Below are 24,296 nucleotides of genomic sequence, written 5' to 3' on the forward strand. Positions count from 1 at the left end.
TCCGATCCACGTGGATTTCGAGACCAGCGCTGCCCGGCCAGGAAATCTCTCCGTACTGCTCACTCCGCGAGGCAGTTTCGGGGCAAGCCCGGCGTGTGCGACGAGTATTCAGGCGATTGGATCAACGGGATCGCCCCGTTCACACACACTTTGCGCGTGCCGGTAGACAACGGGCCCACCAGGATCGACGTTCCCACGGGTGCCGGCGTGAGCCCCTCGTCAATGTCTCGAATTTTCCGCTACGGGCATTGGCGATCAGCAGCTACGTGCTGGTCCCGTAGTCGAGGCTTCTCATCTCGACTGATTACTGCGGAGGGGCTGGGCTTGTCAATCGGCCCCCTCCGAATTTCACGCTGACAGTTCATCCTCCGCCAACTCGGGCTGCGGTGCCGCGCCTGCGCGTTCATTGCGTGCGAGCTTGAGGTTCTCGTACAGGGCCGTCTTCTTGAGGTCGTAGCCCGCGCACAGGTCATCGACGGTGAATCGGCCGGTCTCGTGGTCCCGTAGCAGGAGGTTTCGGCGGAGCGGTGACAGTTTGTGCTGTTTGCCGCGCATCTTGCCCTTGGCCTTCGCGACCTCGACGCCGGCCTTCGTGCGCTGACGATTGAGGTCTGACTCGAATTCGGCCATGATCGCCAGAAATCCGATGAACATCTTGCCCATCGGATCGCTTGGGTCATACACCGTGCCGTCGATGTTGAGGGCTACGTTGCACTCGACGAGTCCGTCGACGATCTGGTGGAGGTCGCGGGCCGAGCGTCCGAGGCGGTCGAGCTTGGTCACCACGAGCTGGTCGCCGCTGCGGCAGACTTCGAGCGCGCGGGCGAGCGCTGGGCGCTTCCGGTTGCGTCCGGTGTAGCCGTGATCGGTGTAGACCTGAGCGTCGTCGACCCCGAGCTTGCCGAGCCATGCAATTTGGCCAGCGACGTCTTGTCGGGCGGTCGAACAGCGTGCGTAGCCGATTTTCATGCTCGTCAGTATCGTCGAACGGGCCGACATCTCAGGTAGTTCGTTTTCCAGCGCGTCGTACCGGAATTTTCAACCGGACATCTATAACGAACGGGTCGGAGTCGACTCACCAGCCGTAGGTTCGCCGTGGAGCGCCGATCTCCGGTGTACCGGTATGTCCAAGGCCAAAACGGACCCTGGTGACCGCAGAACGGCGCTCAGCCCGTTTCGCCTCCTCGGCGAGGGTGTTGACGGCGTGCAGCCGACTCCTGAAACTGGCGACCAGTTCGTCGCGGGTTGCGGTGTCCAGGTCGACCCTGATCTCGCTCATCACCACACACCGATTTCGATCAGCCAATAAAAGAACGGTTCGATGGGTTCGAGCCATTGGTAGATGTCCGGATGGATGAAGTAGTTCCAGTCCATCACGCACCTCCTTCCGCAAGTTTCGGATCGGGACGGTGGATGTCCACGTCGTCACGCAGGATGCGCGACTGGTGTGAGACTGTCCCGGTGCCGCTTCCCGCGGATCATGTCGATTCCTAGAACTGGTTGAACCAGCGAACGAACTGATACCAATCATTAAACGGCCAAAAGCCAACATCGCCCCACGCCTGCAGGTCAGGCAGGTTTCCGATCATGATCCACCGCCGAGGAACGGTGCCATCAAAGTGCCGATCCAATAGAAGAAGTTGTAGGGGAAAATGTCCCACGGTGAATTAGGCATTATGAATCCTTAGAAGTGGCCATAGCCAGTCATCCATCCGGTAATAACCCACATGAACTGACTGAACGCATCGCCCATTTCCCTGGTCGGAAACCATGAATACCAAATCGGGTCAGGGCTAGGTGGGCTTGCTGACGCTGTGCCAGCCATCAGGAACATCATCAATGCTGTTGTTCCCAGAACGGCCATGGTGCGAATCGATCGCATGCCTCAACTCCCGGTCCTCCCCGACCATGCCCCGTGTATCGCTTACGACATGACGCCCGTTACCTGCCCACGGTGCAGTCGACATCTACCGTGGCGCACTGTTCCCCCCGGGTGTGCTGGTATAGCGAAGGCCAAAACGGACCCTGGTGGACGCAGAACGGCGCTCAGCCTGTTTTGCCTACTCGGCCTGGCTTGGTGAATGCTGCCGGAGCCAATGGCCGCGATTGTCATCTGCTCCTGGCTCAGGCAATGGGCTGGTCACGTCGAGTCACTGGGGCCACTGTGTGGAATAACCAGGACCGCCGAACGCTCAGTGCGGCAGGTTTCGGCTCCGGAGGTCTGCACAACTTTGGGCGGAGTTCTTGCCAGACCTAGCAGGGGGGCTGTGTAGCGTAAATGAATGGGTCCATCTGACGCGGACGAGATGCTGAAAAATGTCAACGCGGTGTTCCAGAACTTGCGCCGCGCGACCTCGCGGGTCGCAGAGGCCCAGAACCTCGCACAAAAAGCGTTCTTCGTAGCAATGCACGAAATGGGCGTTCCCTCGAAGTCCTTTCCGCTATACGCTAGTCCGTTGGGTTACATTTACTTTCTATGGGGATCGGAAATATCCGGTTGGAGCATCAAGAGTTGGGTCGTAGATGATTGGTTGCCTGTTCGGGCCCATCTTGTCGTAACCACTGATTGTCAGCTATTTAATACTATCGACTGCTGTCCGGATCCAATTGTTTCGGAAGGTCGCCATGACGTCGTGATCGAGTCCCCCGACCCCATGCGTCCGTATCACGCACCCCGCTTCTTATATGACGCCCCTTACCGCTCGTATTCTCTCCATGTCAATTATTCATTCAGGCACCTCAAAGTGACGGGAGATATTCAACCAATTGAGCTGTCAGATCCTGAGCAACAATTATTTTCTAATGTTCCCCTCAGTCAGTTGCTGGCCGATGAGTTTTACGCTCAATGGAATAAGTCGGCCGAGGAACGGACGGCGCAAAAGGAGGAAGAGCCTTTCTTTGAACTTTGGGCGCGGCGCGCGGCAGAGTTGGGGCTGCGTTCACCAAACGAGAGCAATCCATCCTTCCCGGGGAGTAGGCCGCACGATGCGCCCGCCGATAACCTAGTTAGTATCAATTCTTATTCGAGAAACCTCCTCGACATTTTATTTGATGATATTCTCTCAGTGGAGAACCACCTCGATAATGCAGAACGCGAATTTTCGGACGGCGTTTTTGCTCCATTCTGGGACGAGGTTGAGCGAGCCGCAGAGGGCCTGTCTAATTATGCCGAGAGAATTCGACGGCTTGCGGATTATGCCCGATCTTACGAGCAGCAGTCGAACAGGCTCCTTGCGGAGCCATTCGTACTGGCACCCCTGTCGGCCCACCTAAACAACGTCTCGGGATATATGTCCAAGCGGTTCAAAGCTGTAGTGCGCGAGGCTCAACGCAATTTTCAGTTCGCGGCGATCTATGAAATGCGTCGAACAAGCAAGGTTATGATTTCTGGGTTCACTAGCCTGGGAGAGGCCATCGATAACCTGACCGATTCCGTTCTATCGTCGATGAACGAGCTCCAGAAATCGGTGGAGCAGGTAGGGGCGGGGGTCGGTATGCTTGGATCTGACATTTCTAGGTTAAATGCCGATTTGCAATATCGGCACAATGAATTCCTTGAAATCGTTAGATCTAACAGGAAATTCCAGGGTGTGTATGAGGAGCGTGTGACGGAGATGTTGGATAACATTCAGCGGCACCGTAGGCCAAGATTTTAGGTCGCGGATCCGACCCCCATCTTTACCGGAGGCGAGGACGACTTCACGTTCAGCGGTGGGGTCATGGGGCGTGCCGCAACCGGCCGCCCCTCGTAGCTGACGTCGATCGGCCACTGCTGAACCCGGATCGGTAACCGGTGCCTCGGGCGACGAGGTTGCGGACGACCTCGATCTTGGAGCTGAAGTGGCGGATCCAGTGAGCCCCACCGATTCGAGTAGCTGGGCGGCGTTGCGCGCACTGGGAACGTCGAACATGATCAAGGGCTCGTCCGCGGGCGTCAGACGAACGACTGCGGGCGTCTTTGTGCAGGTCGGTGGAGATTGTCGGGTGGGCATGTCATCCTTCGCGGCATGCCGAATGGACGCAATGCCGACCCTGACGTTGTCGCTGAGAAGATGACGCGTATTCGTGACCCACATGTGAGGCCGCTGAATGCCCTGGCGGATCGGGTCGCCGACTCCGCCGGACTTCCGCATGGTCACATCCCTTATGTCGACCCCGACCAGGGCGGTATCAAAGCCCGGGTGTTGGTATTGCTCGACAACCCGTCCACTAAGGCTGAGGCGGGAACTGGGTCTGGTCTGTTGAGCCTGGACAACAACGATCGCACTGCCCGCAATTGCCGAGAGGCATACGCGCGCCACGGTGTTGCCTGGTCCCAGGTGGTGCACTGGAACGTTGTTCCCTTCCCCGTTGCAGGAGTCAAGAACGGGGGATCGACTGCAGCGGAGAGGGCCAAGGCGGTTCCATGGACCCGCGAGTTCGTCGAACTATGCCCAGACCTCGAGATGGTGTTGCTGCTGGGTGCGGCAGCACGGGATGGCTGGGAACGTGCAGGAATTGGACGAGACTTATACGTCTTCCCGGGCAATATCCCACATTGTTCGGACCGCGGCTTGAACTCAGCCGGAGGAAGGGAGCGGTTCGAAGCAGCGATCCTGAATGTTGCCCGTTCGCTCGCTGGCTGAGCGCGCGACTCACAACTGCCGGGGCCGGTACGGCGAGGCTCCACCGGGCGCGAAGAGTGATGAAGCACCGCGTCTTTCCAACCTTTCGGACCGACGAGCGGCTTAATCGACGGTGGGCGAAGTGCGCCGGTCCTCCGAATGGAGGTCGCCGAGCGCTGTCTCCACCGCTATCTGTGTGGCCTTGGTGATGCCCTTGGCCATGAGCAGATTGCCGCTGGCGCCGATCGCCATTCCGATGCCGAACGGAGCCGCCTTCCCTATGACCAGGAGCCCTTGTCGGGTTCCCCATTTGGTGACGAAGTTGACCCCTAGGACGCGATTCACGGAACGGATGGTGGTTAGAGGGACCGACTTAGTGAGCAGCTTTCCGAGGTGGGCGCCTGTGCGCCCTGCTGCTTTGCCCATAAAGGTCGAGCCTCCGCCGCCAGCAAGGACGGTCAGGACGACTGCCTTTTGGTGTTCGAGGTCAGTGATCTCGATTCCGTGGACGCGTAGCACCGACAGCACATGCGCCGCGGCTGCCGTCATGAACCAGGAGGTGTCAACGCCCACAGACGCCACGACTGCGACAGTGCCGACACCGGGGACTGCGGCAGCCCCACCGGTGGCCGCTCCTGATGCAGTCACGCTGGAAAGGAAGCTGGTCTCCAGTTTTTTGACCAATTGCATGTCAGTTGCGTTCGGGTGCCGGTCTCGAAGCCTGAGGACGCGGCTCTCCACCAACTTGCCCGCCGAGACGAGAGATGAGTCGAAGAGCTTCATCACCCCCGTAGTCTCTTCCTCGGGCCGAGACTCAGTTCCTTCCGAGTCGGGGGTGGACTCCGCAACCATGGTCCCTCGTTCCTTTGCTCATTTCGATCCGGGCGACTAAGCGCATTTTCGCAGCATAAGCGGTGTGACTGACAGCCTGAGCGGCGACACTGTACCGCCGTTTGGCATCACCTTCGAATGTCATTCGTTCAAATGACATTCGATTGAATGACATTGAACTGGGCAGCCCGAGGCTGCAATTCAGCAATTCGAGGTGTGATTGATTTGCGGCGACCCCATGCCCGATGTCGTGGCGTACATCCGAACCTGCCAATGTCACAATGATCGCCATGCCGAACAGTCGAGCAACCCCCCGGCTACAGAACTTTCGCCTTGTGCGCGGGTCCTGATGGCCGAGTTCTCACCCGGGTGGTCTCGACTGGTTCCACGGCAGGACGGTCGAGGCGAACCAGAGGGACGAGCGATGGCAGAAGAGAGTGGTGTCGGGGCACGTTCACGGTTGGTCGCCGCGGCGATTGAGCAGTGGCGCAAGGACTTGATCGACGTCGGCAAACGCAACACACTGCTGTATTACCGGGACCTTAAGGCCGGAACACTGGATCTCGGCGATGCCCGTCCCGAGCCACTGACGGCGTTGTTGGCCGGGCGCGCGGTACAGATGTCAGCGTTGTACCCGGACGAGACCAGGCGACTGGAGGTCCTGAAGCGCCTGCGGACGATCCACAAAAAGATCAGGGAGCTCCACGAAGAACGTGGCATCAACGCCGGCTACCTCACCTCGGGCATGGCGACCTGGCACGAGCCGGAAACGCAGCGCGGAGCTGCAAAACCAGCGGCGCCTGTGATTCTGCGGCAGATCGTGATCAAGCCTCGGTCTGCAACCGAGGACGACTTCGATCTGACGCTCAATGACGAAGGTCGAGATCAACCCGGTGTTGTTGCATCGACTGTCCGACGAGTTCGGTATCGACATCGACGGTCAGGATCTGGTCGAGTTGATCCAACCGTCGGCACCTCTTGACACGCAACCGGTATTCGAGCGGCTGTGCAAGCAGGCCGGCCAGGTGGCGGGCTTCGCGATCGAGAACCAGATGGTCATCGGGACGTTCACCTACGCCAAGCTTCCGATGGTGAACGACCTGCAAAAAGGTGTGGACCTGCTCGAGGCGCACGACGTTGTTGCCGCGCTGGCTGGCGACCGGGTCGCACAGCAAGCAATCCGTGGTGACGGCGGGGCATCGATGGACGAGTCGCTGCCCGATCACACGCCGCCGCAGGATGAGTTCCTTGTCGCCGATGCCGACTCGTCCCAGAACTACGCCGTCAACGCGGTCGTCGCCGGGAAGAACCTTGTCATCAAGGGACCGCCGGGCACCGGCAAGAGCCAGACCATTACTAACCTGGTGGCGACGCTCATCGCACGTGGATACCGGGTGCTATTCGTTGCTGAGAAGCGTGCGGCGATCGACGCCGTACTGTCGCGGCTGCAGCGGGTTGACCTCGGCGGTCTGGTGATGGACCTGCACGATGGATCTCCGAACCGCCGCAAGGTCGCCCAGGATCTGGCTGCAACGCTCGACCGTGCAAGCCAGACGCCGCCGACCAACCTCGCTGACCAGCACCGCGATCTGGCAACGAACCGCGAGCGGGTGCTCGCACACACCCGCTGCCTGCATCAACGCCGGGCGCCGTGGGATATCAGCGTTTTCGACCTACAGGCGAGGTTGCTCGGTCTGCCGCGCTAGAACATCGACTTCAGGTTCCGCGGCGCGGATTTGCAGCGAGCAACTGAGACGTTCATCGGCACCGCTAGGGATGAGGTCGTCGAGTACGCCGAGCTCGGCGGACTGACGCGGTCGGAAGGTCCGTGGAACGGCGCGCCGATCACCACGCCCGAGCAGGTGCGCGTGGCCCTCGACTGTGTCACCCAGCTCAGCGGCCACACCCTCCCTCGTGCCGCGAACACGCTGACCGCGATAGTCGGTGAGACCGGTCTTGCGGAACCCCAGACTGTGAGCAACTGGCCCGATCTCTTACGGCTGCTCGACGGTGTGGCCGACATTCTCAAGTCCTTCACCCCCGAGGTGTTCGAACAGGATCTTTCCCCGCTCATCGCCGCCACCGCAAGCCGCGGGTGGCGCAAGCAACACGCGGTCACTCTCGGCTGGGGTGAGCGCCGTCGGCTCCGCAAGCAGGCACGCATCTACTGGCACGCGGGAACTCCCACGACCGCCGATCTGCACACGAAGCTGGTGGCCGTCCAAATGGTCGTTGTGCAGTGGCGTGAGGCCTGCAGAGACGGGCGCGGTCCGCGATTGCCTGCCGATCTTCCCGCAGTACATGGCGCGTTCGAGCAGCTCACAAACAATCTGGCGGCGTTGACGTCCCACCTCAACCAGCCCGTCGACCTCGAGACGCTGAGCATGGTGCAGCTGTCACGTCTGGTCGACGACCTCATCGCGGATCAGGCCACACTGCACCGGCTGCCACGCCGCCACCACCTCGAAACCCGGCTGCACGGCGCGGGCCTGGGCTCATTCCTCGACGAGTGCCGCCGCCTCCGCATCAATGCCGATCACGTCGCTGAGTTACTCGACAGAGCTTGGTTGCAGTCGATACTCGATGAAATTTCCTTCACAGATCCCACCTATGGCGCCTTCCAGGGCTCGACCATGACTCGCACGGTGACGGCGTTCCAGCAGGCGGATACCCGGCATATCCGCACGACCTCCGCTCGGGTGCAACGCGCCTGCTCCGAGACACTGTTCCGGGTGCTCGATGCGTATCCTGACCAAACGACACTGCTGCGGGCCGAGGCGGGAAAGAAGACTCGGCACCGGTCGATGCGTGAGCTACTTGCCGGAGCCCCCGATGTGCTCATGGCCCTCAAACCCTGCTGGGCGATGTCACCGCTCGTCGTCAGCCAAGTGCTGCCCCTGCAGCAACTCTTCGACGTGGTGATCTTCGATGAGGCAAGCCAGATCCCGCCCGCCGACGCAATTCCCGCCATCGTTCGGGGCAAACGAATCGCGGTCGCCGGCGACGAGCGACAGCTTCCCCCCACCAACTTCTTCGGGGCTGCGTCCACCGACGACGATCAGCCGGAAACTGATTCCGACACCGTCGCCCTCACGTCCGGTTACGAGTCGGTCCTCGACGCGTTGACCGCGATCGTGCCGTTCCGAGGCCTTGCCTGGCACTACCGCAGCCAGGACGAACGTCTCATCGCCTTCAGCAACGCCCACATCTATGACAGGTCGTTGACGACGTTCCCCGGCTCACACACCGAGGGTGTTCTGCAACACGTCCAGGTGCCCTTCATCGCGGATCCTGTCGCTACGGAGGAGTCCACCGCCGCCGAGGTTGACACGGTCGTCGCGCTGGTTCTCCAGCACGCGCAGGACCGGCCCGACGAATCGTTGGGTGTAATCACGATGGGCCTCAAGCACGCCGACCGCATCGAAGCGGCCCTGCGTGCCAAGCTCGGTGGAAGACCCGAGCTGAACGAGTTCTTCCTCGAAAGCCGGGATGAACGATTCTTTGTCAAGAACCTCGAGCGGGTGCAGGGCGATGAACGAGACGCCATCATCCTGTCCATTGGCTACGGCAAGAGCGCCGACGGACGCATGGTCTACCGCTTTGGGCCGCTCAACAACGACGGCGGCGAGCGACGACTCAATGTCGCCGTCAGCCGTGCCAAACGGCGGATGACGCTGGTCAGTTCGTTCGGTTCGACGGACCTGGACCCGAACCGGCTGCATGCCCGTGGAGCCCAGCTTCTCCGCGAGTACCTCGCCTTCATGGAATCCGGCGGCAAAGATCTCGGCTCCTCGACCCCGGTTCCCCCCGCTCTAAACCCCTTCGAGATCGACGTCCGTGACCGCCTCACCCGCGCCGGCATCCCGTTGACGGCCCAGTATGGGGTGGGCGGCTACCGCATCGACTTCGCCGCCCAACACCCCGAGCAGCGCGGGCGGATGGTGCTGGCCATCGAGGCCGACGGCGCCAGCTACCACTCATCGCACACCGCGCGCGACCGTGACCGTCTGCGGCAAGAACACCTAGAACGGCTGGGTTGGCGCTTCCACCGAATCTGGTCCACGGACTGGTTCCGTGATCCCGACACCGAAGTCGCCAAAGCCCTGACCGCTTACCAGATAGCAGTCAAGGACAGCGACTCCCATCAGCGCCCGCGCCACACCCCGGAACCGGCACCCCCCGAGTCCGAGCCGATGCCCGATCCTTTCCTTAGCGCCAGTAGAACCGGAATCAAACCCGCCATCTACCCAGGCGTCCCGATCACCGAGTACACCCAAAGCGACCTGGTCGCACTCATTAAATGGATCAAGAGCGACGGACTGCTACGCACCGAGGACGCACTGGTACGCACTGCCATGGAGGAACTGGGATACCGGAGGAAAGGCGGACGCATTACCGTCGCACTCGAGAACGCAATCCGGTCCGCCCGCGACGGATAGATCGTTTCGAGTGGACGCTCACGTCACGTCGTCGAGGTGGACACAGGCGCTGACCTTGGGGGGCGCCACCGGTGTGGCGGTATGCGACAGTGACCCGCTGAAACTGCATTACAGCTGGTGCTTGGCAGCAGTGGGTGCGGAACCGGTCACGCGATTCGAGCACGAATTCACCGCTGTCCGGCAGATGTTCGCCCAGCGTCGTCTCGGATTCGCTGATGTAGTGATGCTGTCGATCAGGGACTTCAGTCGCCGCCGTTCAGGGAGTCGACGACTTTCATGGTCTCGACGCTTACGGCGGCTACTCGTTGGATCAATTCCACTATGTAGCGCGGGTTGTCGTGTTCGTCGCACCAGTCGTTGGGGTCGTTGACGATCCCGGACGCCTTGTCGGTCTTGACCTGGTAACGGTCGATGATCCACGCCAACGCCGACCGTGAGCCGAGCATGTACCGCTCGGCATCCTCAGGAATGCCCGCGATAGTGACCGTCGGGTTGTAGACGATGGTGGTGCGGTCGTCGACGTTCTTCCCCGTCTCGGGGTCCTTCTTCTTGCTCCACTTCATCTTCGACACCCGCCACGTCTCACGATCTTGCGCTGAGGCGCCCTTCTTCAGCTGTACATCGAGGTCGTACGGCTCCACGGTCTCGTAGTTCACGTGCAGGTCTGCCAGCTTCCCGCCGGCAGCGACCAGCTGCTCGAACCGGTCCCGAGACTCGGGCGTCGGGATGTGCGGGAGCATCTTCTTCAGATCCGCGGCGTAGGTTTCGCGGTAGGCGGGGTCGTGGAGCAGTCCGTAGACGTAGTAGAAGATGTCATCCTTCGTGACCTGGTCGCCGACCGCGCCGCGGTAGAGAGCGAGGATCCCGTCGGTGATGTTGTCGATGCGTCGGTATCCGTACTCGTCAGTCTCCGACGCAGGATTGTCCGTCCGGAAGTCTAGTTCACCGTCAGGGGATCCCGCCTTCTCGTACGTCCACCGAGGAAAGAACTGCGCAGGGTAAGTGAACATGTTCATATCGGGGACTGCAGCTGTCACGATGGCTGCGAAGTCGGCAGCCTGCCGCGGGCCAATTGCAGCGATCCCGAAGTTCCGATGATGCGGCGTCGGGAACAACTTCGGTATCTGAAACCGTTCCTCGTTCAGCTGCGCATCAAAGTAGGTGTGTTGGCCGTTCATTGGTCGATACTGCGACCGTGTGAGACTGGCAGCGTCGAAGGACAACGCGACGCCCTTTGCCAGCGATGTACGTAGCTTGCGAGACCACTTGATCTTCGTTGGATTTGCTGCATCGGGACGAATTGCGAGGAAAGCACCTACGGTCGATTCGGTTGGCCGGGTAATTCCCCGGCCGGCACAGTACTCGGCGAATGGGGCAATCTCGGCGTTGTAGCTCGCAATTAGGTGGCGAACGTTGGCTTCGACTACCCGGCGCGAGTATCCCACCACCCACGCATCTCGATTTGTCCCCACACCGAGCGAGTAGCGCGAGAACACTGCAACGTCGTCCTGCACGGACCGGCTTCCGATGGCCGGCCAAATCTCGAACTCGTCGCTCCGATGGTTGATCCAATCACCGTGTGCATTCGGGGTCGCAGCCTGCCAGTCGACGGTCCCTAGATCACCCCCGGCGACGATGGCGAGTTTCTCCTCACGAGTGAGGTAGTCGCCGATGTCGCGGTAGAAGATCTCACAGTCTCCGGTGTGGTCGGGGTTCTTGACGCCGATGAGGATGGCGACGGTGTTGCGGCTGCCGGCGCCAAAGACCTTGCCGCCTTCCTTGCGGGAGAGTTCGCCAGCGGTGCGTTGGTTGCCGCGCAGGTTGTAGACGTAGATGCGGGAGTATTCGTCGGCCAGCGAGAGGCGGATGCCGTCGGAGGTGTTGCTATCGATCCACCCGCCGTTGGAGACGAACGCAACGACGCCGGAATCGCCGATCCTGTCGGTGGCCCATCGAAACGCCCGCAGGTAAGAGTCGTACAGGGTTCGCTGACTCGTCGCCGTAGAGAGCTTTGCGTAGGTGGCGGCGATCCTGCCATCCAGAGTCGGGTAGGAGATGTTCGCGTTGAGGTCGTTCGCGGAGGTCTGCCCGACCGAGTAGGGCGGGTTGCCGATGACCACGTTGATGGGGATGGTGTTCTGGCGGACGATACGGTCGTTGTTCTGCGGGAACATCACCGCATCGAGGCTGTCGCCGTTCTCGGTGATCTGGAAGGTGTCGGCGAGCACGATCCCCTCGAACGGCGTGTACTCCGCCGCATCTTCACTGCCGATGAGGGCGTGGTAGGTGGACTCGATGTTCACCGCCGCGATGTAGTAAGCCAGGAGCATGATCTCGTTGGCGTGCAACTCATCGGCGTACTTGCGCTTCAGATCGGTCGGGTCGATGAGTCCGGATTGCAGCAGGCGGGTCATGAACGTACCGGTGCCGGTGAACGGATCCAGGATGTGCACGCCTTCGTCGGTCAGACCGCGACCGAACGCATCCCGGGAAGCCTGGTCGGCGGCGCGGAGGATGAAATCGACAACCTCGACGGGAGTGTAGACGATGCCCAACGCTTCGGACTGCTTGCGGAAGCCGATCCGGAAGAACTTCTCGTACAGGTCGGCGATCACCTGCTGCTTGCCGTCCGCGGTGGTGACCTCCGCGGCCCGCACCCGCACCGAATCGTAAAAGCCGTCGAGCTTGGCGGTTTCGGCTTCGAGGCCGGAGTCCCCGAGCGTGTCGAGCATGGTCTGCATTACGCGGGAGACCGGGTTGTGGGAGGCGAAGTCGTGGCCAGCGAACAGGGCGTCGAACACCGGCTTGGTGATCAGATGCTGCGACAACATGCTGATCGCATCCGCTTCGGTGATCGAGTCGTTGAGGTTGTCCTGCAGGCCTTGGAGGAACCGTTCGAACGCCGCGGCGACCTCGGCGTCTGCGCCGTCGAGGAGGGCGCGGATGCGGGTGATCTGGGCGGCGGCGATGTCGGCGACATCTGTTGCCCAGTCCTCCCAGTAGGCGCGGGTGCCGACCTTGTCGACGATCTTCGCGACGATCGCTTCCTGCCACTCCGAGAGCGAGAACAGCGCCATCTGCTGGGCCATCTGCCCACCAGCAGGACCGGAATCTGGCGCGGCGTCGGTGGCGGTGCCATTCGAGCCGGTAGTGCCGGTACCGCTGTTGTCGACGGATTCGTCGCTGTCCCGGGTGGGGCCGATGTGGCCGCCCATCAGCCGGTCGTTGCCCTTGCCCGTCTTGGTGTCGGACTTCGCATTCAGTGCGATGGAGTTGACCATCGCGTTGAACCGGTCGTCGTGTGCACGCAGGGCGTTGAGGACCTGCCACACGACTTTGAATCTGCGGTTGTCCGACAGTGCCTGCGACGGGGACACGCCGGCGGGTACGGCCACGGGGAGGATGATGTAGCCGTAGTCCTTGTTGTCGGCCTTGCGCATCACCCGTCCGACGGACTGGACGACGTCGACCACGGAGTTGCGGGGATTGAGGAACATCACCGCATCGAGAGCGGGCACGTCCACGCCTTCGGAGAGGCAACGTGCGTTGGTGAGGATCCGGCATTCACCTTCAGGCACCGGGGCTTTGAGCCACGCCAACTCGGCGTTGCGCTGCAGGGCGTTGAAGGTGCCGTCTACATGCCGCACCGCGCAGCTCAGGTCGAGGTTGGTGCCATCCACGCTCTGCCCGTCGTTCTCGGTGTCCCCGAGCAGCTCCCGGTAGGCATCGACGACGGCGGGGAACACCTCGGCGACCTGCTTGGAGGCGGCGATGTCCTTGGCGAACGCCACCCCCCGGCGCATCGGGGCTTCGCCGGGGGCGAAGCCGGTGCCGTCGGGGGTGCGGCCGGCCCGTTTGGCGAGCCCGTTCCAGCAGCCAACGATCTTGGAGGCGTCGTCGAGGCGCAGCTCGCTGAAATCGCCGGCGAGCTGGGCCTGCATCGGCGAGGCGATCAGCTCCTCGTCGACAGTCAGCACGATCACCTTGTAGTCGGTGAGCAGCCCGCGCCCGACCGCGTCACCGAACGAGAGGCGGTGGAACTCGGGACCATAGATGGTCTCGTCGTCCATCGAGGTCAGTTCGGCGGAGTGCTCCTCGGCCTGATCCTTGACCTTGTCGTCGAACAGCCGCGGCGTTGCGGTCATGTAGAGCCGGCGGTCCGACTGCAGGTAGTCGGCGTCGTGGACGCGGACGAAGTTCGACTCGTCCTCCCCGAACAGGGTCACGCCGGTGGTGCGGTGCGCCTCGTCACAGATCACCAGGTCGAACCGGTCCACCCCGTTCTTCTGCGCGGCGGCAACCACGGGGAGGGACTGGTAGGTGGTGAACACGACCGTCAGGCCCTTGGCCCGTTTGCGGTGCCCCATCTCAGCGGCGAGCTTGACCGGGTCGGTGGTGACCGGGATCGCGACATCATGGATGCCCATGTCCTCGGCCGAGCGGGAGACCTTGGTGTCCGAGCACACCGCGAACGCCCGCAGATCCAGCTGGGTCTGCGCGGTCCACTCCCGTAGCGTCTGCGACAACAGGGAGATCGACGGGACCGCGAACAGGATCCGGGCACTCCCGCCGTTCTCCGTGGCGGTGCGTTCGGCGATCTTCAGGGCGGTGAAGGTCTTCCCGGTGCCGCAGGCCATGATCAGTTTGCCGCGGTCGTTGCCGGCCTCGAACCCGGCGAACACCGCGTCGATGGCGTCCTGCTGGTGCAGGCGCGGATCGTGCCGCTTCGCCTCCGCCAGGTCGACATGGAGCTCACCTTGGGGCCAGGCGATGTTCCAGTCGATCGGGGATTCGGCGATTTCGGCCAGCCCGATCCGTTGAACCGGCGTGGTCTGGTCCTCGAGCGCGTCCTCGGCGTTGCGGCCCCACCGGTCGGTGGTGGAGATGATCACGCGGTTGGTGAACGGCTTCTTCCCCGAGGCGGTGAAGAACGAGTCGATGTCCGCCTTGGCGAGGGTGTGGGTGGGTTCGTAGAACTTGCACTGGATGGCCGTGTATTCACCGGTGTCACGTTCGCGGGCCACAAGATCGATGCCGGTGTCGGGCTTGCCGCCGCGACCGGGCCAGTCGATCCACCGCCACACCTGGTCGTACTGCTGCGAGAGCATCGGGTCGAGCTCGAAGTAGCGGACCATCAATTGCTCGAACTTGGTGCCCCGCTCCGAGTTGGATGGCGCAGCGCGGAACGCTTCGATCACCTCGTGAACCGACGCCACTGAACACTCCTTTTCGCAGATCGCACGCACGGAACCGTGGTACTCATCCGATAATCCTGCCTGGTCGGTCGGCAAGGCCGAACGCCGGTCCACAGGAAGGACTTGTGCCAGTCGATCACTTTCGCGGCACGGGAAGATGCGCAGGCAGGTCTACCTCATTCCTCCGCTCGCCCTCACTGTCATTTGCGTGACTGACAGTGGTGCGGGACTTCTCGTCATCGACCACGGACGACCGCCCGTGACCGGACCGACGTCAAGGTGACTCAAGGACGCTTGGCGAGGATGGCCGACACTTCACTGTGGGTGTTGAAGTGGTCGATCGCGTCTGGGCAAACGAGACGCATAGCACGGACTAACTGGCGACGGCGGTTCTCGGGGGCTTGGAGGATCGGTTCGTGGTGGGCGACTCGATTCCGGAAGTCACGCAGGTCGCCGAGGGTGTCGTGGATCTTGTTCCGGTCTGTGTGCGCAGGAAATGCCTTGTGGAGGTGGGGAACCCAGAGAGTCTTCTCGTGGAGATCGGAGGTCATGTAGGTCCAGAAGCCGAACATCAACTCGGCGACGATCTTTCCCGGGTTGGCCGATCCTGCAGCACTTCGCGCCTTGCCGATCATGTCTCGTGGGGTTCGATTCGCGTCTGTACTCTTCCCAGTTCTCTGATTGACGCGCACGTGCGGGGGGAAGAGGTGTTGCGTTGTCGATCTGTCCGTCCAGTGCTTGTCCCCGGGAAGGGTTGCGGCAACAAGCAGCCGGTCGTAGGCGTTGCGGAGGGCGACCTCGAAGTGGTTCAGGTCATGGAGAAAGGCGGCGCTGAGTTTGGCGTTCCACTCGTACAATTCCAACGCACGCGTGCGATCGTTTCCGGATTTTCGCACGTAGAGCGCAAATCTGTCGCTGCTCAGCCACTGCTCCACCCAAGCATCCCCGCTGGTTGCCAAGAGTCCTCCCTCGCCGATACAATCACTGCATCGTAAGCCGTTGATGACCGCTGGTTCGCCAAGTCGCCTCGGCTCAGATTTGGAAGCCCCAGTATTCAGCTTTATCGCTGACCTGGGGCTTTCCTGTATCTCGGGTTCCTATAACCGATTTTTCTGAAGGAAACCTCAGGTCAGCGCGTGTCACCATACAAGTCGAGGTAACCCTCGCTTACCGGCATTTAGCGCGGCGGCACGAGTCAGTCATAGCGGACACGCAGGTTCGTTGCTCGGTGGGTTGCTCCTGGGTCATGTACTGATCAGATGGAGTTCTGGGCGGGTGTTGGGCTCACCGAGGAGTAGGCGGAGGCGGGGCAATTTGAAGGACAGTTCCGCGGCAAGGTCCCTGAGACTGAGTCCGTTGGCTTCGGCGAGCTCGAACGCCCGGGTGAGGAGGACGGGGATTTCCCCGGGGTACCCGTCGACTGGTTCAGGACGGAAGAGGTTGAGTTTGCGGAGTTGGTTGAGGCGTTGATAGGCGCGGCGGTAGGCGGCGTCGCTGACGGCCCCCACCTCGCGACACCGGTAGATCAACGAGTCAACCGATACACCCCATCCCTTGCCGAGTTGTTCGAGGGCATTGAGGTCGAGTCGGGGCGGTAGGAGCGGGGTGATCTGCGCGGAGGGAGTAAGTAGCTCCGCGGCGAATCGGTCGGCTTCCTTTTCCTGCTGTGGATCTCCGGTCGCCAGTTCGCCATGCATCACGAGATGGCCGAGCTCGTGCGCGGCGGTGAAACGGTGCCGGTAGATGTCGTTGGCGCGGTCAGGGGTGAGCACGACGACCGGGCGATCGAGATGAGAGGTGGAGAAGGCATCGACGGTTGCGGTAGCTGCGCCGGCAAACGGTGAAAGCGTCACGATGAGGCCGTGTGTCTCCATGGTGCGCACCAGGTGAGCGATCGGTCCGGTCTGCAGCCCCCAGTGCTCCCGTAGTAATCGAGCCGCCGCTTCGGGGGCGCCTGGGTCGTCAACGAGAACGTCGGCAGACAGGGTTGGCAGATCCACGGGGGGCAGCTGTACCCGCTTCTCGAGTGCGTGTGCCAGTTCCCAGACCTGTTCGGTGTACGCGATTGCCTTGTCACGCTGGGTGGCAGGGGTCCGGCGCAGGCTCCGGAAGTGCGCGGACGAACCATCCAGTCGTGCGTAGGGGCGGCCGGCTGCGAAGAACGATGGAATCACGTCGAGGACTTCGGCGAGGTGGCCGATGTTGTCTGGCCGTGGTGTCGTCGTGCCTGCCTCCCATTGACTTACCGCAACCGGGGACACACCGAGTTCCTCGGCGACTGCCTTCTTGGTGAGACCGGCGAGCCGACGAGCTTGAGTCAATCGGGCGGGGTCGAAGCCAGCAGCAATCGCCGCCAACTGCTGTCGATCGCCGTGTTGACCGGACACGGAGGACGAATCGTCGAGAAGGGAGAGTTGCCCGCGCACGCGGGGTCGAGGATTCACACGTCATCACTCCCGGTCTTCGGTTCCAGCTCTTCGTCTACCGCGTGCAACGGTTCCGCTGTTCGTGGAGCAAGCACGAGGTCATCGAGTGGTGCATCGTCGAACCGAACACCACCGGTGACGGGGACCGATTGCTGTACAAGGGAGGGGCGCAGTTCCAGCGACTCCCAGGTTCCATTCAAGGGCTCCCAGTGACGCCATACGACGGCACCGGTCTCCTCATCGGCGAGTACGACTTCAGCAAGACCCAGGTCGAACAGGCCCGACGGGTTGCTTGCATATCCGATCGTCACCACCCGGCCGAACCCGGCGAGCTGATCGAATGCAGCCTGCTCGTCAGCGAAGTCCTGCGGATCGTCATCAACTTGATCGAAGGACAACTGAGCTTCGGCGTTCGGAGTTGCAAGAGTCAACAGCGACCGCCGCAGATCGGACAGCGGTTTGGGAAGCTTCACGCCCTCACGGCGGGTCCACCCATCCACCGCGTAGCGCCATGGGTAAAGCACAACCGCTGTCTCGTCGAACACGACAAGGTCGAACCTGCTGGTCACCTCAGCCGGCTTACGTGTGGTCACGCCGGGAATGTGTGCGGTACACGCGGTCAGCTGCTCGTGCTGAGCGGCCTTGAGGGTATTTCCATATGCATCGTTCGTGCTGAGTTCACCGGCGATGTGAGCGGCGAGAGATTGCTGGTGAGCACGGTGAATCGCGAGCGGAATGGCATGCAGGAACTCCTCAGCAGCATCACCGAATCGTTCCCGCGACCACTCTGAAGGCTTCATTTCTGACACGAAGCTTGCCCCTCTATCTTCTGTTTTATCGCACCATTGCGGCGCAGGACTTAACTTTACGACATAAGATGCGCGCTTTACGACTGTCCGGGGTGTGGTGTCGCGCACCTTCTGAAGGCATGGCGGTCGACTCAGCTCGGTTTCGTCAAATTCACTCGCGCGGGCGTGGTCACCAGATGGCGAGCTGTTCGCTCTGGTGGGCCTTCCGAGTTCTGAGTGGGGGGCTTCCCAATGTGGGGGCTGAGTGTCGGTTCTTGAATGATCCGGCGAATGGAGTAACCGCTGACCTGCGGTTCGCCACCTGCGCCACTCCTGCTCGCTGCTCACTCCGTCTCACGCGATCTGGTGATTTTCGGGAGGAACTGCGGCCCCCTCGACCGGACAAATGCCGCTGGACCAGCCGTCCGCCAAAGTTGAGCCGGTGCTCGCCACCGTCTCGCCACTTCGGCTGAGAATTCGCCACTTCTTCTCTTCATGGTTGAAATCTGTCTCATCGCCACTTCAGCCGCGCCATCACCAAAGGGGCTGCACCGGATCAGTCCGGATGCGACACCCGCGTCGCCGCCTGCGATGGAAGAGCGACGAACTCGCCACCTTCCTCGCCGCCAAAACTCGCGGATGCCAACGGTCCCATCGACTCGACGCCGCTGCGATCGCGGCCCTGCACCAGGGCGGCACACTGCTGGGCCCAGGCCTCGACACCGCGGTCAACTCGTCGCCCTCGGCCCTCACCGCGGCCACGCCCTGATGGCAAGTCCATCCAGCCGGGAGGCGACGTCTCACGGGCCTGTCGAGGCAGCGGTCCGACCGCGCGGCAGATCCGTCGATGACCAGCCTCGGCGCCAGAATCCGTATGTCTCAATGAGACATACGGATTCTGGAGAACAGATCTGATGCGAAGCGACACTGAGAACCGACACCGGATGTTGGTTTCTCATTCCGATGTGGCGGAGGTTGAGTATCTTTAGTTCCACAATATTGACGAAAGCTACGTAACTAAACGAAACTATAGACACGTAAGCGACTAAACCTGTAAGGTTGGAACCATGACGACCGACGACACCGCGGCCGGGGGTGATCGCCGAAGAATGTGCGAGTTCCCCGGTGGATGCACCCGGCCCAGCCTCGACGACCCGAAGACGGGACGGCCGTCGAAGTACTGCGGACAAGCTGATCCCGGTGGCCCGGTGCACAACAAGGGCAACGCGTGGAAGGAGCGCCGGCGCCTCGCGACCGTCGGCGCGGGACCGGCCAAGCCCGCCGAGCCCCCGGGAGCGGCCGGAGACGGCGGGGTGACGGCCCCGGTGTCGATGGCACGGGCCACCCTCGGTGTGCAGCTCGAGGAGCTGCCCCGCCGTCTTGAGGAGCTCCGCGGTTTCCTCGAGGCCGTGACCGAGTCGGTCACCTCGGTGACCGACGTCGAGGCGGCCGCGGCCGAGGTCGACCAGGCCCACGCCGAGGCGCTCGCGAAAGTGGCCGAAGCCGACCGGTTGCGGGGCGACGAGGAACGTCGCCGCCGTGAGGCCGAGGCCCGCGCGACCGAACATCAGCAGGCACGTGAGGAAGCCGACGCGGCCGCGGAGGACGCATACGCGGAGCTGGCGCGGATCCAGACCGAGGCCGCCGCAGCCGTGGAGGACGCGGCGTCCCGCGAACGTGAGGCACGCGCGGAACTCGAGCGCATCCAGGCTGATTCGGCAGAGAAGATCGCGGCCGCAGAGAACGACGCATCACGCCGAATCGGCGCTGCCCAGGAAGAGGCGCGGAAGACGATCGAGGAGATCCGCGGCCGTACCGCCACCGAGATCGCGGAGGTGAAAGCCTCCGCTGCCCAACAGGTTGACGCGGCGCAAGAAGCTGCCGCCGAAGCTCAGGTCGCACAGACCCGCGCCGAAACGCAGACCGCTGCGGCGCAAACATCCGCGCAGGAGGCCCGCGAGGACGTGGACCGACTTCGTGGCGAACTCGCCGACCTGCGCACCGAGGTCCGCACGGACCGTGAACAAGCGCGCGCCGATCATGCCGCACAACTGGCCGAGGCTCGGCAATCAGCTTCCGAGCGCGTCGATGCCCTAACTACCGCGCTGCGCGCCGCCGAGCAGACGATCGAGGAACTACGGCGCCATCCTGGCGGCGGGGGCGTGTGAACCAATCACCACCACGGGGCCTGTGCGGGCTTGCAGGGGCATACCCGCAGGAATACCACCGAATAGTCCGCTGTTGAAGAGGCTGACGGTGGCGCTCAATACCCCGGGTACCACACCGGAAAAGTCGCTGCGAGCGACCACTTGCCGAGAGGCGATATGGCGTCACTGTCACCCCCGAGCCGGGTAAGACCTACATTGCGTAGCGTTCTCGACGTCGGGGATGAGGAGCCGCTGACGCCGGGGAAGGTGTCGGCGGCTTACCTCTGGCCGGTCTACAGATCCTCCACACGAACCGATTGAAAATCGATGTCGAAACGCCGGCCTTTCAGCGAGGGGTGCCGGAGCCCACCCGCCGTGTGCGCCCTGTAGGCGACGTCCACGACCAGCCGAGGATTCAGCCACTGAACCCCAGGGAAGGCCTCCGCGGCCGCTGAGGGGTCCGTGAGAGGGCTGCTAGGGCGTTCCAGCGGCCGGAAGTCCTCCCGGAGCTGTCGGCGCATCGGCACCGTGAGTCCGGCAGAAACGGAACCGACCTGGACTAATCTATTCTCGGCGTCGTAGGCTCCGAGGATCAGCGCAGCGACCGATCGGCTCGAGCCGACGAAGCCGATCACCAAAACCGAACTGCGAGTGCGGATTGCATGTTTGATCCACGATCGGCTCCGCTGGCCCGGCAGGTAGATTGACGTCGACCTCTTGGCCAAAATGCCTTCCATACCAGCACTTTTCGCCGCATTCAGTATGATTTTGCTGCTCTGATTTTCCCAGTGCGGAGGGACGGTGATGGGCAGGCCGCCGACGTCCTGGATGATCGAATCCAGCTCGGTCAGCTCCGCCCGCCGATCCAGGTACGACGCGCTCATGAGGTCCAGGTGGTCGAGCTCCAGGACGTCAAAGGGTAAGAATGTCACCGGTATTCGTCGTTGCAGCGGCTTCGTCGCATGAGCAACCCCCATCCTGCGCTGAAGCAGTCCGAACGAGGGCCGGCCCTGATCAAGTACGACTAGCTCCCCGTCGAGAACGATGCGCCCGCGGCCGCCGAACGCCGCCGTCAAGGCCTCGGCGATCTCGGGATACGAGGGTGTCACCACGTTCATGGCACGGGTCCACAGCACCGGCTCGCGGCCGCCACCGACGGACGCCAAGCACCTGCACCCGTCGTACTTCATCTCGAAACTCCACGGACGTTCCGCCGTGTCGTCCGGGAGTGCGCCGGCCGTGGCCAGCATGGGCGCGATCAGCCGCATACGCCCGATTGTGCCCGTGACCTGGGAGCTACGCAGGTAGAAGGCTCAGGACAGCGCGTCGCCGGCGGCGGACGATAGGTATTGGGTCAGTGCCAGGAGTTCCACCAGAGAACGATGGGCACCAGCCACGGTGTCCACACCATCCAGCTGCCACCCAACCCATACGGGGGGATCGGAATCACCGTCATCACCTCCGGGGTTAGGTGAATGGAAGCGAATGCCACCACATTGATATGGCCACGAGGGCATTGGTGAACTCAGGGAAGGCAGAGAAGAATCCCAGGTCTAACATGACGAACTCCTTGGTCGGAAACGGGCTCAGTTGAATGGAAGCGCACCCCCTCCTGCGCTGTGTATCGACCGCCGGAGGCGGATCGGTACAGCTACCCAATCGAGTGGGCCCGTAGGTGCAGGCCGAGTGATGGCGGATTCACCCCAGATCGCAAAGAGAAACAGGCCGCCACGCACCTGCCAATCCGCGGAACACCGCAGATCAGGACCGGTGATCAGATCACCGGTCTGGGCAGTGAGTGGCGACCTGTTGCTCGTCGCGGTTGTCAGAGTAGATCCTCACTCCGACAGCGAATCAGGACTGCGCCGGGACGAGAAACTTCACCGCGACGCTGAAGGCGTATTTTCCTGGGCTGTCCAGTAAGGACTCGATGAGTGCATGGCCATCCTCATCGATACTGAGGATTTTGAACTTCGAGACCCCTTGAGGGTGGAGCATCACCGTGTCGCCAGTTGTACCGTGTGGGTTCCCGGATTCTCGGTCATACGGCATGCCTAACTCGTACGGATTCGGTGCACAAGTCACAAATTTCTGCTGGGTTCGCGCATCAGCTGAGTCCGGCTGTGAGACGCCGCAGTAGGGATAGCGACCGGGCTGAGGGTTCCGACAAGTTCGTGAGAATCAGGCAGTGACACGACGTTGAGAACGGGACTGGTCCCCGATGGGCTGGCCGGTATGGCAGGCCCGACCGTTCCGTTCTGGATCTGCTCGACCGAGAAACACGCATACCCCCTTTCGCTCTCGACCTTCCGTTGCAATGCCTGGGTTCGACCGCCCCGCGATGGAAACCACCCGCGAAGCCCCTCTTGCCAGAGGGTTAACATGGACTTAATATTGGACCAAAAGGAAGCGATGCTGCCGCCACGCCTCGTTCATGTCTGCAACGGCCCGCGCGGGCCCGATTTCGTGAGCTGCATCAGTCGGCTACACCTTGCTAAACGACACGGGTCAGCGTGCAGCCGACTCCTGAACTGACACCCGTGCCGCCCCGAGAGGAAGTCCACATGCAGTCGGAAGTCGTGCCGGATGTGGTCAACACGGCAGAGCTCGCGGTCGCGGCGGCGGGCACCGAGGTCCAACGGTTGGCACGGGCGCTGTTGAGGCACACTTCCGAGATCGCCGCCGACGTAACGAAATGCGTGGTCGAGGCGGTGCCCGAGGTGGCCCCCCTTGGTATTCCTGATTCCCTCGCAGCTTTGGGGGAGAGCACCGAGCACAATATTGGCGCGATTCTCTCGATGTTCGCATTCGACGCGGTGCCGACCGCGATCGAGCCGCCGGCGGCGACTCTTCGGACCCTTCAGGGCACGATCTCGGCAGGAGGTGACCTGGCTACGGTGTTGCGAGCCTTTCGTGCCGGGCACGCGGCGGTCTGGGAGTGTTGGTCCACGTACGTTCAGCGGGAGACCGAGTCTGCGCTGGTCCCGAGTGTTCTCGGATACTCGTCGAAGCGGCTCTTCGCCTATATCGACGGTGCCTGTGAACAACTCGTGACTCGACACCGGGAGCTCTACCCGAACCGCGGTGATCAGCAGGCAGGACCGCGGACGCGTCAGGTCGCGTTGGCTGCCCTTCTCGATGGCTCGGCGGCCGACGAGCGTGCTGCCGCCGACGAGCTCGCATACGACGTCCACGGCTACCATGTGGCGCTCGTACTTGCTCCGGCCGCGGCGTCAGCGAACGTTCGTGAGGCGCTCGGTGACCTGGTCGCCGCAGCCAGTCCGGTCCGCACGTTCACGCACACGAGCGGGGACGGTCGGTGGTTCGTGTGGCTCGGGTGGGATGTGACGCCGACGCCCCAGGTGCTGCGCGCTGTCGCCACCGTCGCAACCGACGGCGTCGTCGTCGGGATGGGGGCCGCTGCTTCAGGGATTCAGGGGTTCCGGCGATCTCATGCGCAGGCATTGGAGACCCTCCGGACGGTGCAACTGCGTCCCACCCCCCTGACGGGGGTTACACAGCACTGCGAGATCGAGTTGGCCGCCGTCCTCGTCGCCGGAAACGCCGATCGGTCCCGTCGCTACGCCGCCGATCACCTCGGGCTCCTCGGCGCGCGCGACGAGTCGACCGCCAGGCTCCGCGAGACGCTTCGCGTGTTCTTTGCGACCGGAGGCAGCCACAAGCAGACGGCCGCACGGCTGTCCGTGCACGCCAAGACCGTCGCCTATCGGCTCGCGCGAACCGAGGAACTGCTCGGTCACCCGGTTGATCGGCATCGCACCGAGGTCGAGGTGGCGCTGCTGATCGACCACGCGCTGGCTGGCCCATAGAGACAAAGATCGTTATCCCGTTGAGCGTAAGGCGCG

Annotated in this window: 16 protein-coding genes; 8 read left to right on the forward strand and 8 right to left on the reverse strand. The window is 62.4% G+C overall.

Annotation, left to right across the window (positions count from 1 at the left end):
* Positions 1-348: 348 nt before the first annotated feature.
* Positions 349-969, reverse strand: coding sequence for a recombinase family protein (locus H0B43_RS40505; RefSeq protein ID WP_185723559.1), 621 nt, complete (start codon positions 967-969; stop codon positions 349-351).
* Positions 970-1,075: 106 nt separating this feature from the next.
* Complete coding sequence (locus H0B43_RS40510) at positions 1,076-1,279, reverse strand: hypothetical protein (RefSeq protein WP_185723558.1); 204 nt, start codon at positions 1,277-1,279, stop codon at positions 1,076-1,078.
* A gap of 1,003 nt (positions 1,280-2,282) precedes the next feature.
* Between H0B43_RS40510 and H0B43_RS40515 the strand changes: the two genes are divergently transcribed.
* Positions 2,283-3,656 (forward strand): hypothetical protein, encoded by a 1,374-nt coding sequence (locus tag H0B43_RS40515; RefSeq protein ID WP_185723557.1) that lies wholly within the window; start codon positions 2,283-2,285, stop codon positions 3,654-3,656.
* Positions 3,657-4,007: 351 nt separating this feature from the next.
* A complete protein-coding gene (locus H0B43_RS40520; protein WP_185723556.1) occupies positions 4,008-4,625 on the forward strand; it encodes a uracil-DNA glycosylase in 618 nt (205 codons plus the stop codon).
* A gap of 102 nt (positions 4,626-4,727) precedes the next feature.
* Here H0B43_RS40520 and H0B43_RS40525 read toward each other — a convergent pair whose 3' ends face one another.
* Positions 4,728-5,387 carry a hypothetical protein gene (locus tag H0B43_RS40525; RefSeq protein ID WP_252189607.1) on the reverse strand — a complete coding sequence of 220 codons (660 nt, stop codon included), beginning with the start codon at positions 5,385-5,387 and terminating at the stop codon, positions 4,728-4,730.
* A 472-nt stretch (positions 5,388-5,859) separates the two neighbouring features.
* Between H0B43_RS40525 and H0B43_RS40530 the strand changes: the two genes are divergently transcribed.
* Genes H0B43_RS40530 through H0B43_RS40540 form a run of 3 tightly spaced genes read left to right on the forward strand, consistent with a single transcriptional unit; the run spans position 5,860 to position 9,874 of the window.
* Positions 5,860-6,417, forward strand: coding sequence for a DUF4011 domain-containing protein (locus tag H0B43_RS40530; RefSeq protein WP_185723554.1), 558 nt, complete (start codon positions 5,860-5,862; stop codon positions 6,415-6,417).
* Complete coding sequence (locus tag H0B43_RS43045) at positions 6,305-7,141, forward strand: AAA domain-containing protein (protein WP_185723553.1); 837 nt, start codon at positions 6,305-6,307, stop codon at positions 7,139-7,141. Before H0B43_RS40530 ends, H0B43_RS43045 begins: the two co-directional genes overlap by 113 nt.
* A gap of 30 nt (positions 7,142-7,171) precedes the next feature.
* Positions 7,172-9,874 carry an AAA domain-containing protein gene (locus H0B43_RS40540; RefSeq protein WP_185723552.1) on the forward strand — a complete coding sequence of 901 codons (2,703 nt, stop codon included), beginning with the start codon at positions 7,172-7,174 and terminating at the stop codon, positions 9,872-9,874.
* 242 nt (positions 9,875-10,116) lie between these two features.
* Here H0B43_RS40540 and H0B43_RS40545 read toward each other — a convergent pair whose 3' ends face one another.
* The 4 genes from H0B43_RS40545 to H0B43_RS40560 form a co-directional block, all read right to left on the reverse strand.
* On the reverse strand, positions 10,117-15,090 hold the full coding sequence (locus H0B43_RS40545; RefSeq protein ID WP_185723551.1) for a DEAD/DEAH box helicase: 4,974 nt from the start codon (positions 15,088-15,090) through the stop codon (positions 10,117-10,119).
* Positions 15,091-15,353: 263 nt separating this feature from the next.
* Positions 15,354-16,004, reverse strand: coding sequence for an Abi family protein (locus tag H0B43_RS40550; RefSeq protein WP_185723550.1), 651 nt, complete (start codon positions 16,002-16,004; stop codon positions 15,354-15,356).
* 309 nt (positions 16,005-16,313) lie between these two features.
* Entirely contained in the window at positions 16,314-17,513 is a 1,200-nt protein-coding gene (locus H0B43_RS40555) for an XRE family transcriptional regulator (RefSeq protein ID WP_312033597.1), read from the reverse strand.
* On the reverse strand, positions 17,510-18,304 hold the full coding sequence (locus H0B43_RS40560) for a hypothetical protein (RefSeq protein WP_185723549.1): 795 nt from the start codon (positions 18,302-18,304) through the stop codon (positions 17,510-17,512). Before H0B43_RS40560 ends, H0B43_RS40555 begins: the two co-directional genes overlap by 4 nt.
* A gap of 544 nt (positions 18,305-18,848) precedes the next feature.
* Between H0B43_RS40560 and H0B43_RS40565 the strand changes: the two genes are divergently transcribed.
* Together H0B43_RS40565 and H0B43_RS40570 are read left to right on the forward strand one after the other, a co-directional pair.
* A complete protein-coding gene (locus H0B43_RS40565) occupies positions 18,849-19,052 on the forward strand; it encodes a hypothetical protein (RefSeq protein ID WP_185723548.1) in 204 nt (67 codons plus the stop codon).
* Positions 19,053-19,350: 298 nt separating this feature from the next.
* The gene (locus H0B43_RS40570; RefSeq protein WP_213016619.1) at positions 19,351-20,451 is read left to right on the forward strand and encodes a hypothetical protein; all 1,101 of its coding nucleotides are present in this window, start codon (positions 19,351-19,353) and stop codon (positions 20,449-20,451) included.
* A gap of 272 nt (positions 20,452-20,723) precedes the next feature.
* Here the strand turns inward: H0B43_RS40570 and H0B43_RS40575 are convergent, their stop codons facing one another.
* Complete coding sequence (locus tag H0B43_RS40575; protein WP_185723547.1) at positions 20,724-21,698, reverse strand: DNA ligase; 975 nt, start codon at positions 21,696-21,698, stop codon at positions 20,724-20,726.
* Positions 21,699-22,994: 1,296 nt separating this feature from the next.
* Between H0B43_RS40575 and H0B43_RS40580 the strand changes: the two genes are divergently transcribed.
* Positions 22,995-24,260 carry a helix-turn-helix domain-containing protein gene (locus H0B43_RS40580; RefSeq protein WP_185723546.1) on the forward strand — a complete coding sequence of 422 codons (1,266 nt, stop codon included), beginning with the start codon at positions 22,995-22,997 and terminating at the stop codon, positions 24,258-24,260.
* The last annotated feature ends 36 nt before the right edge of the window (positions 24,261-24,296 follow it).

The sequence above is a fragment of the Rhodococcus sp. 4CII genome, assembly GCF_014256275.1.
GTDB lineage: Bacteria > Actinomycetota > Actinomycetes > Mycobacteriales > Mycobacteriaceae > Rhodococcus_F > Rhodococcus_F wratislaviensis_A.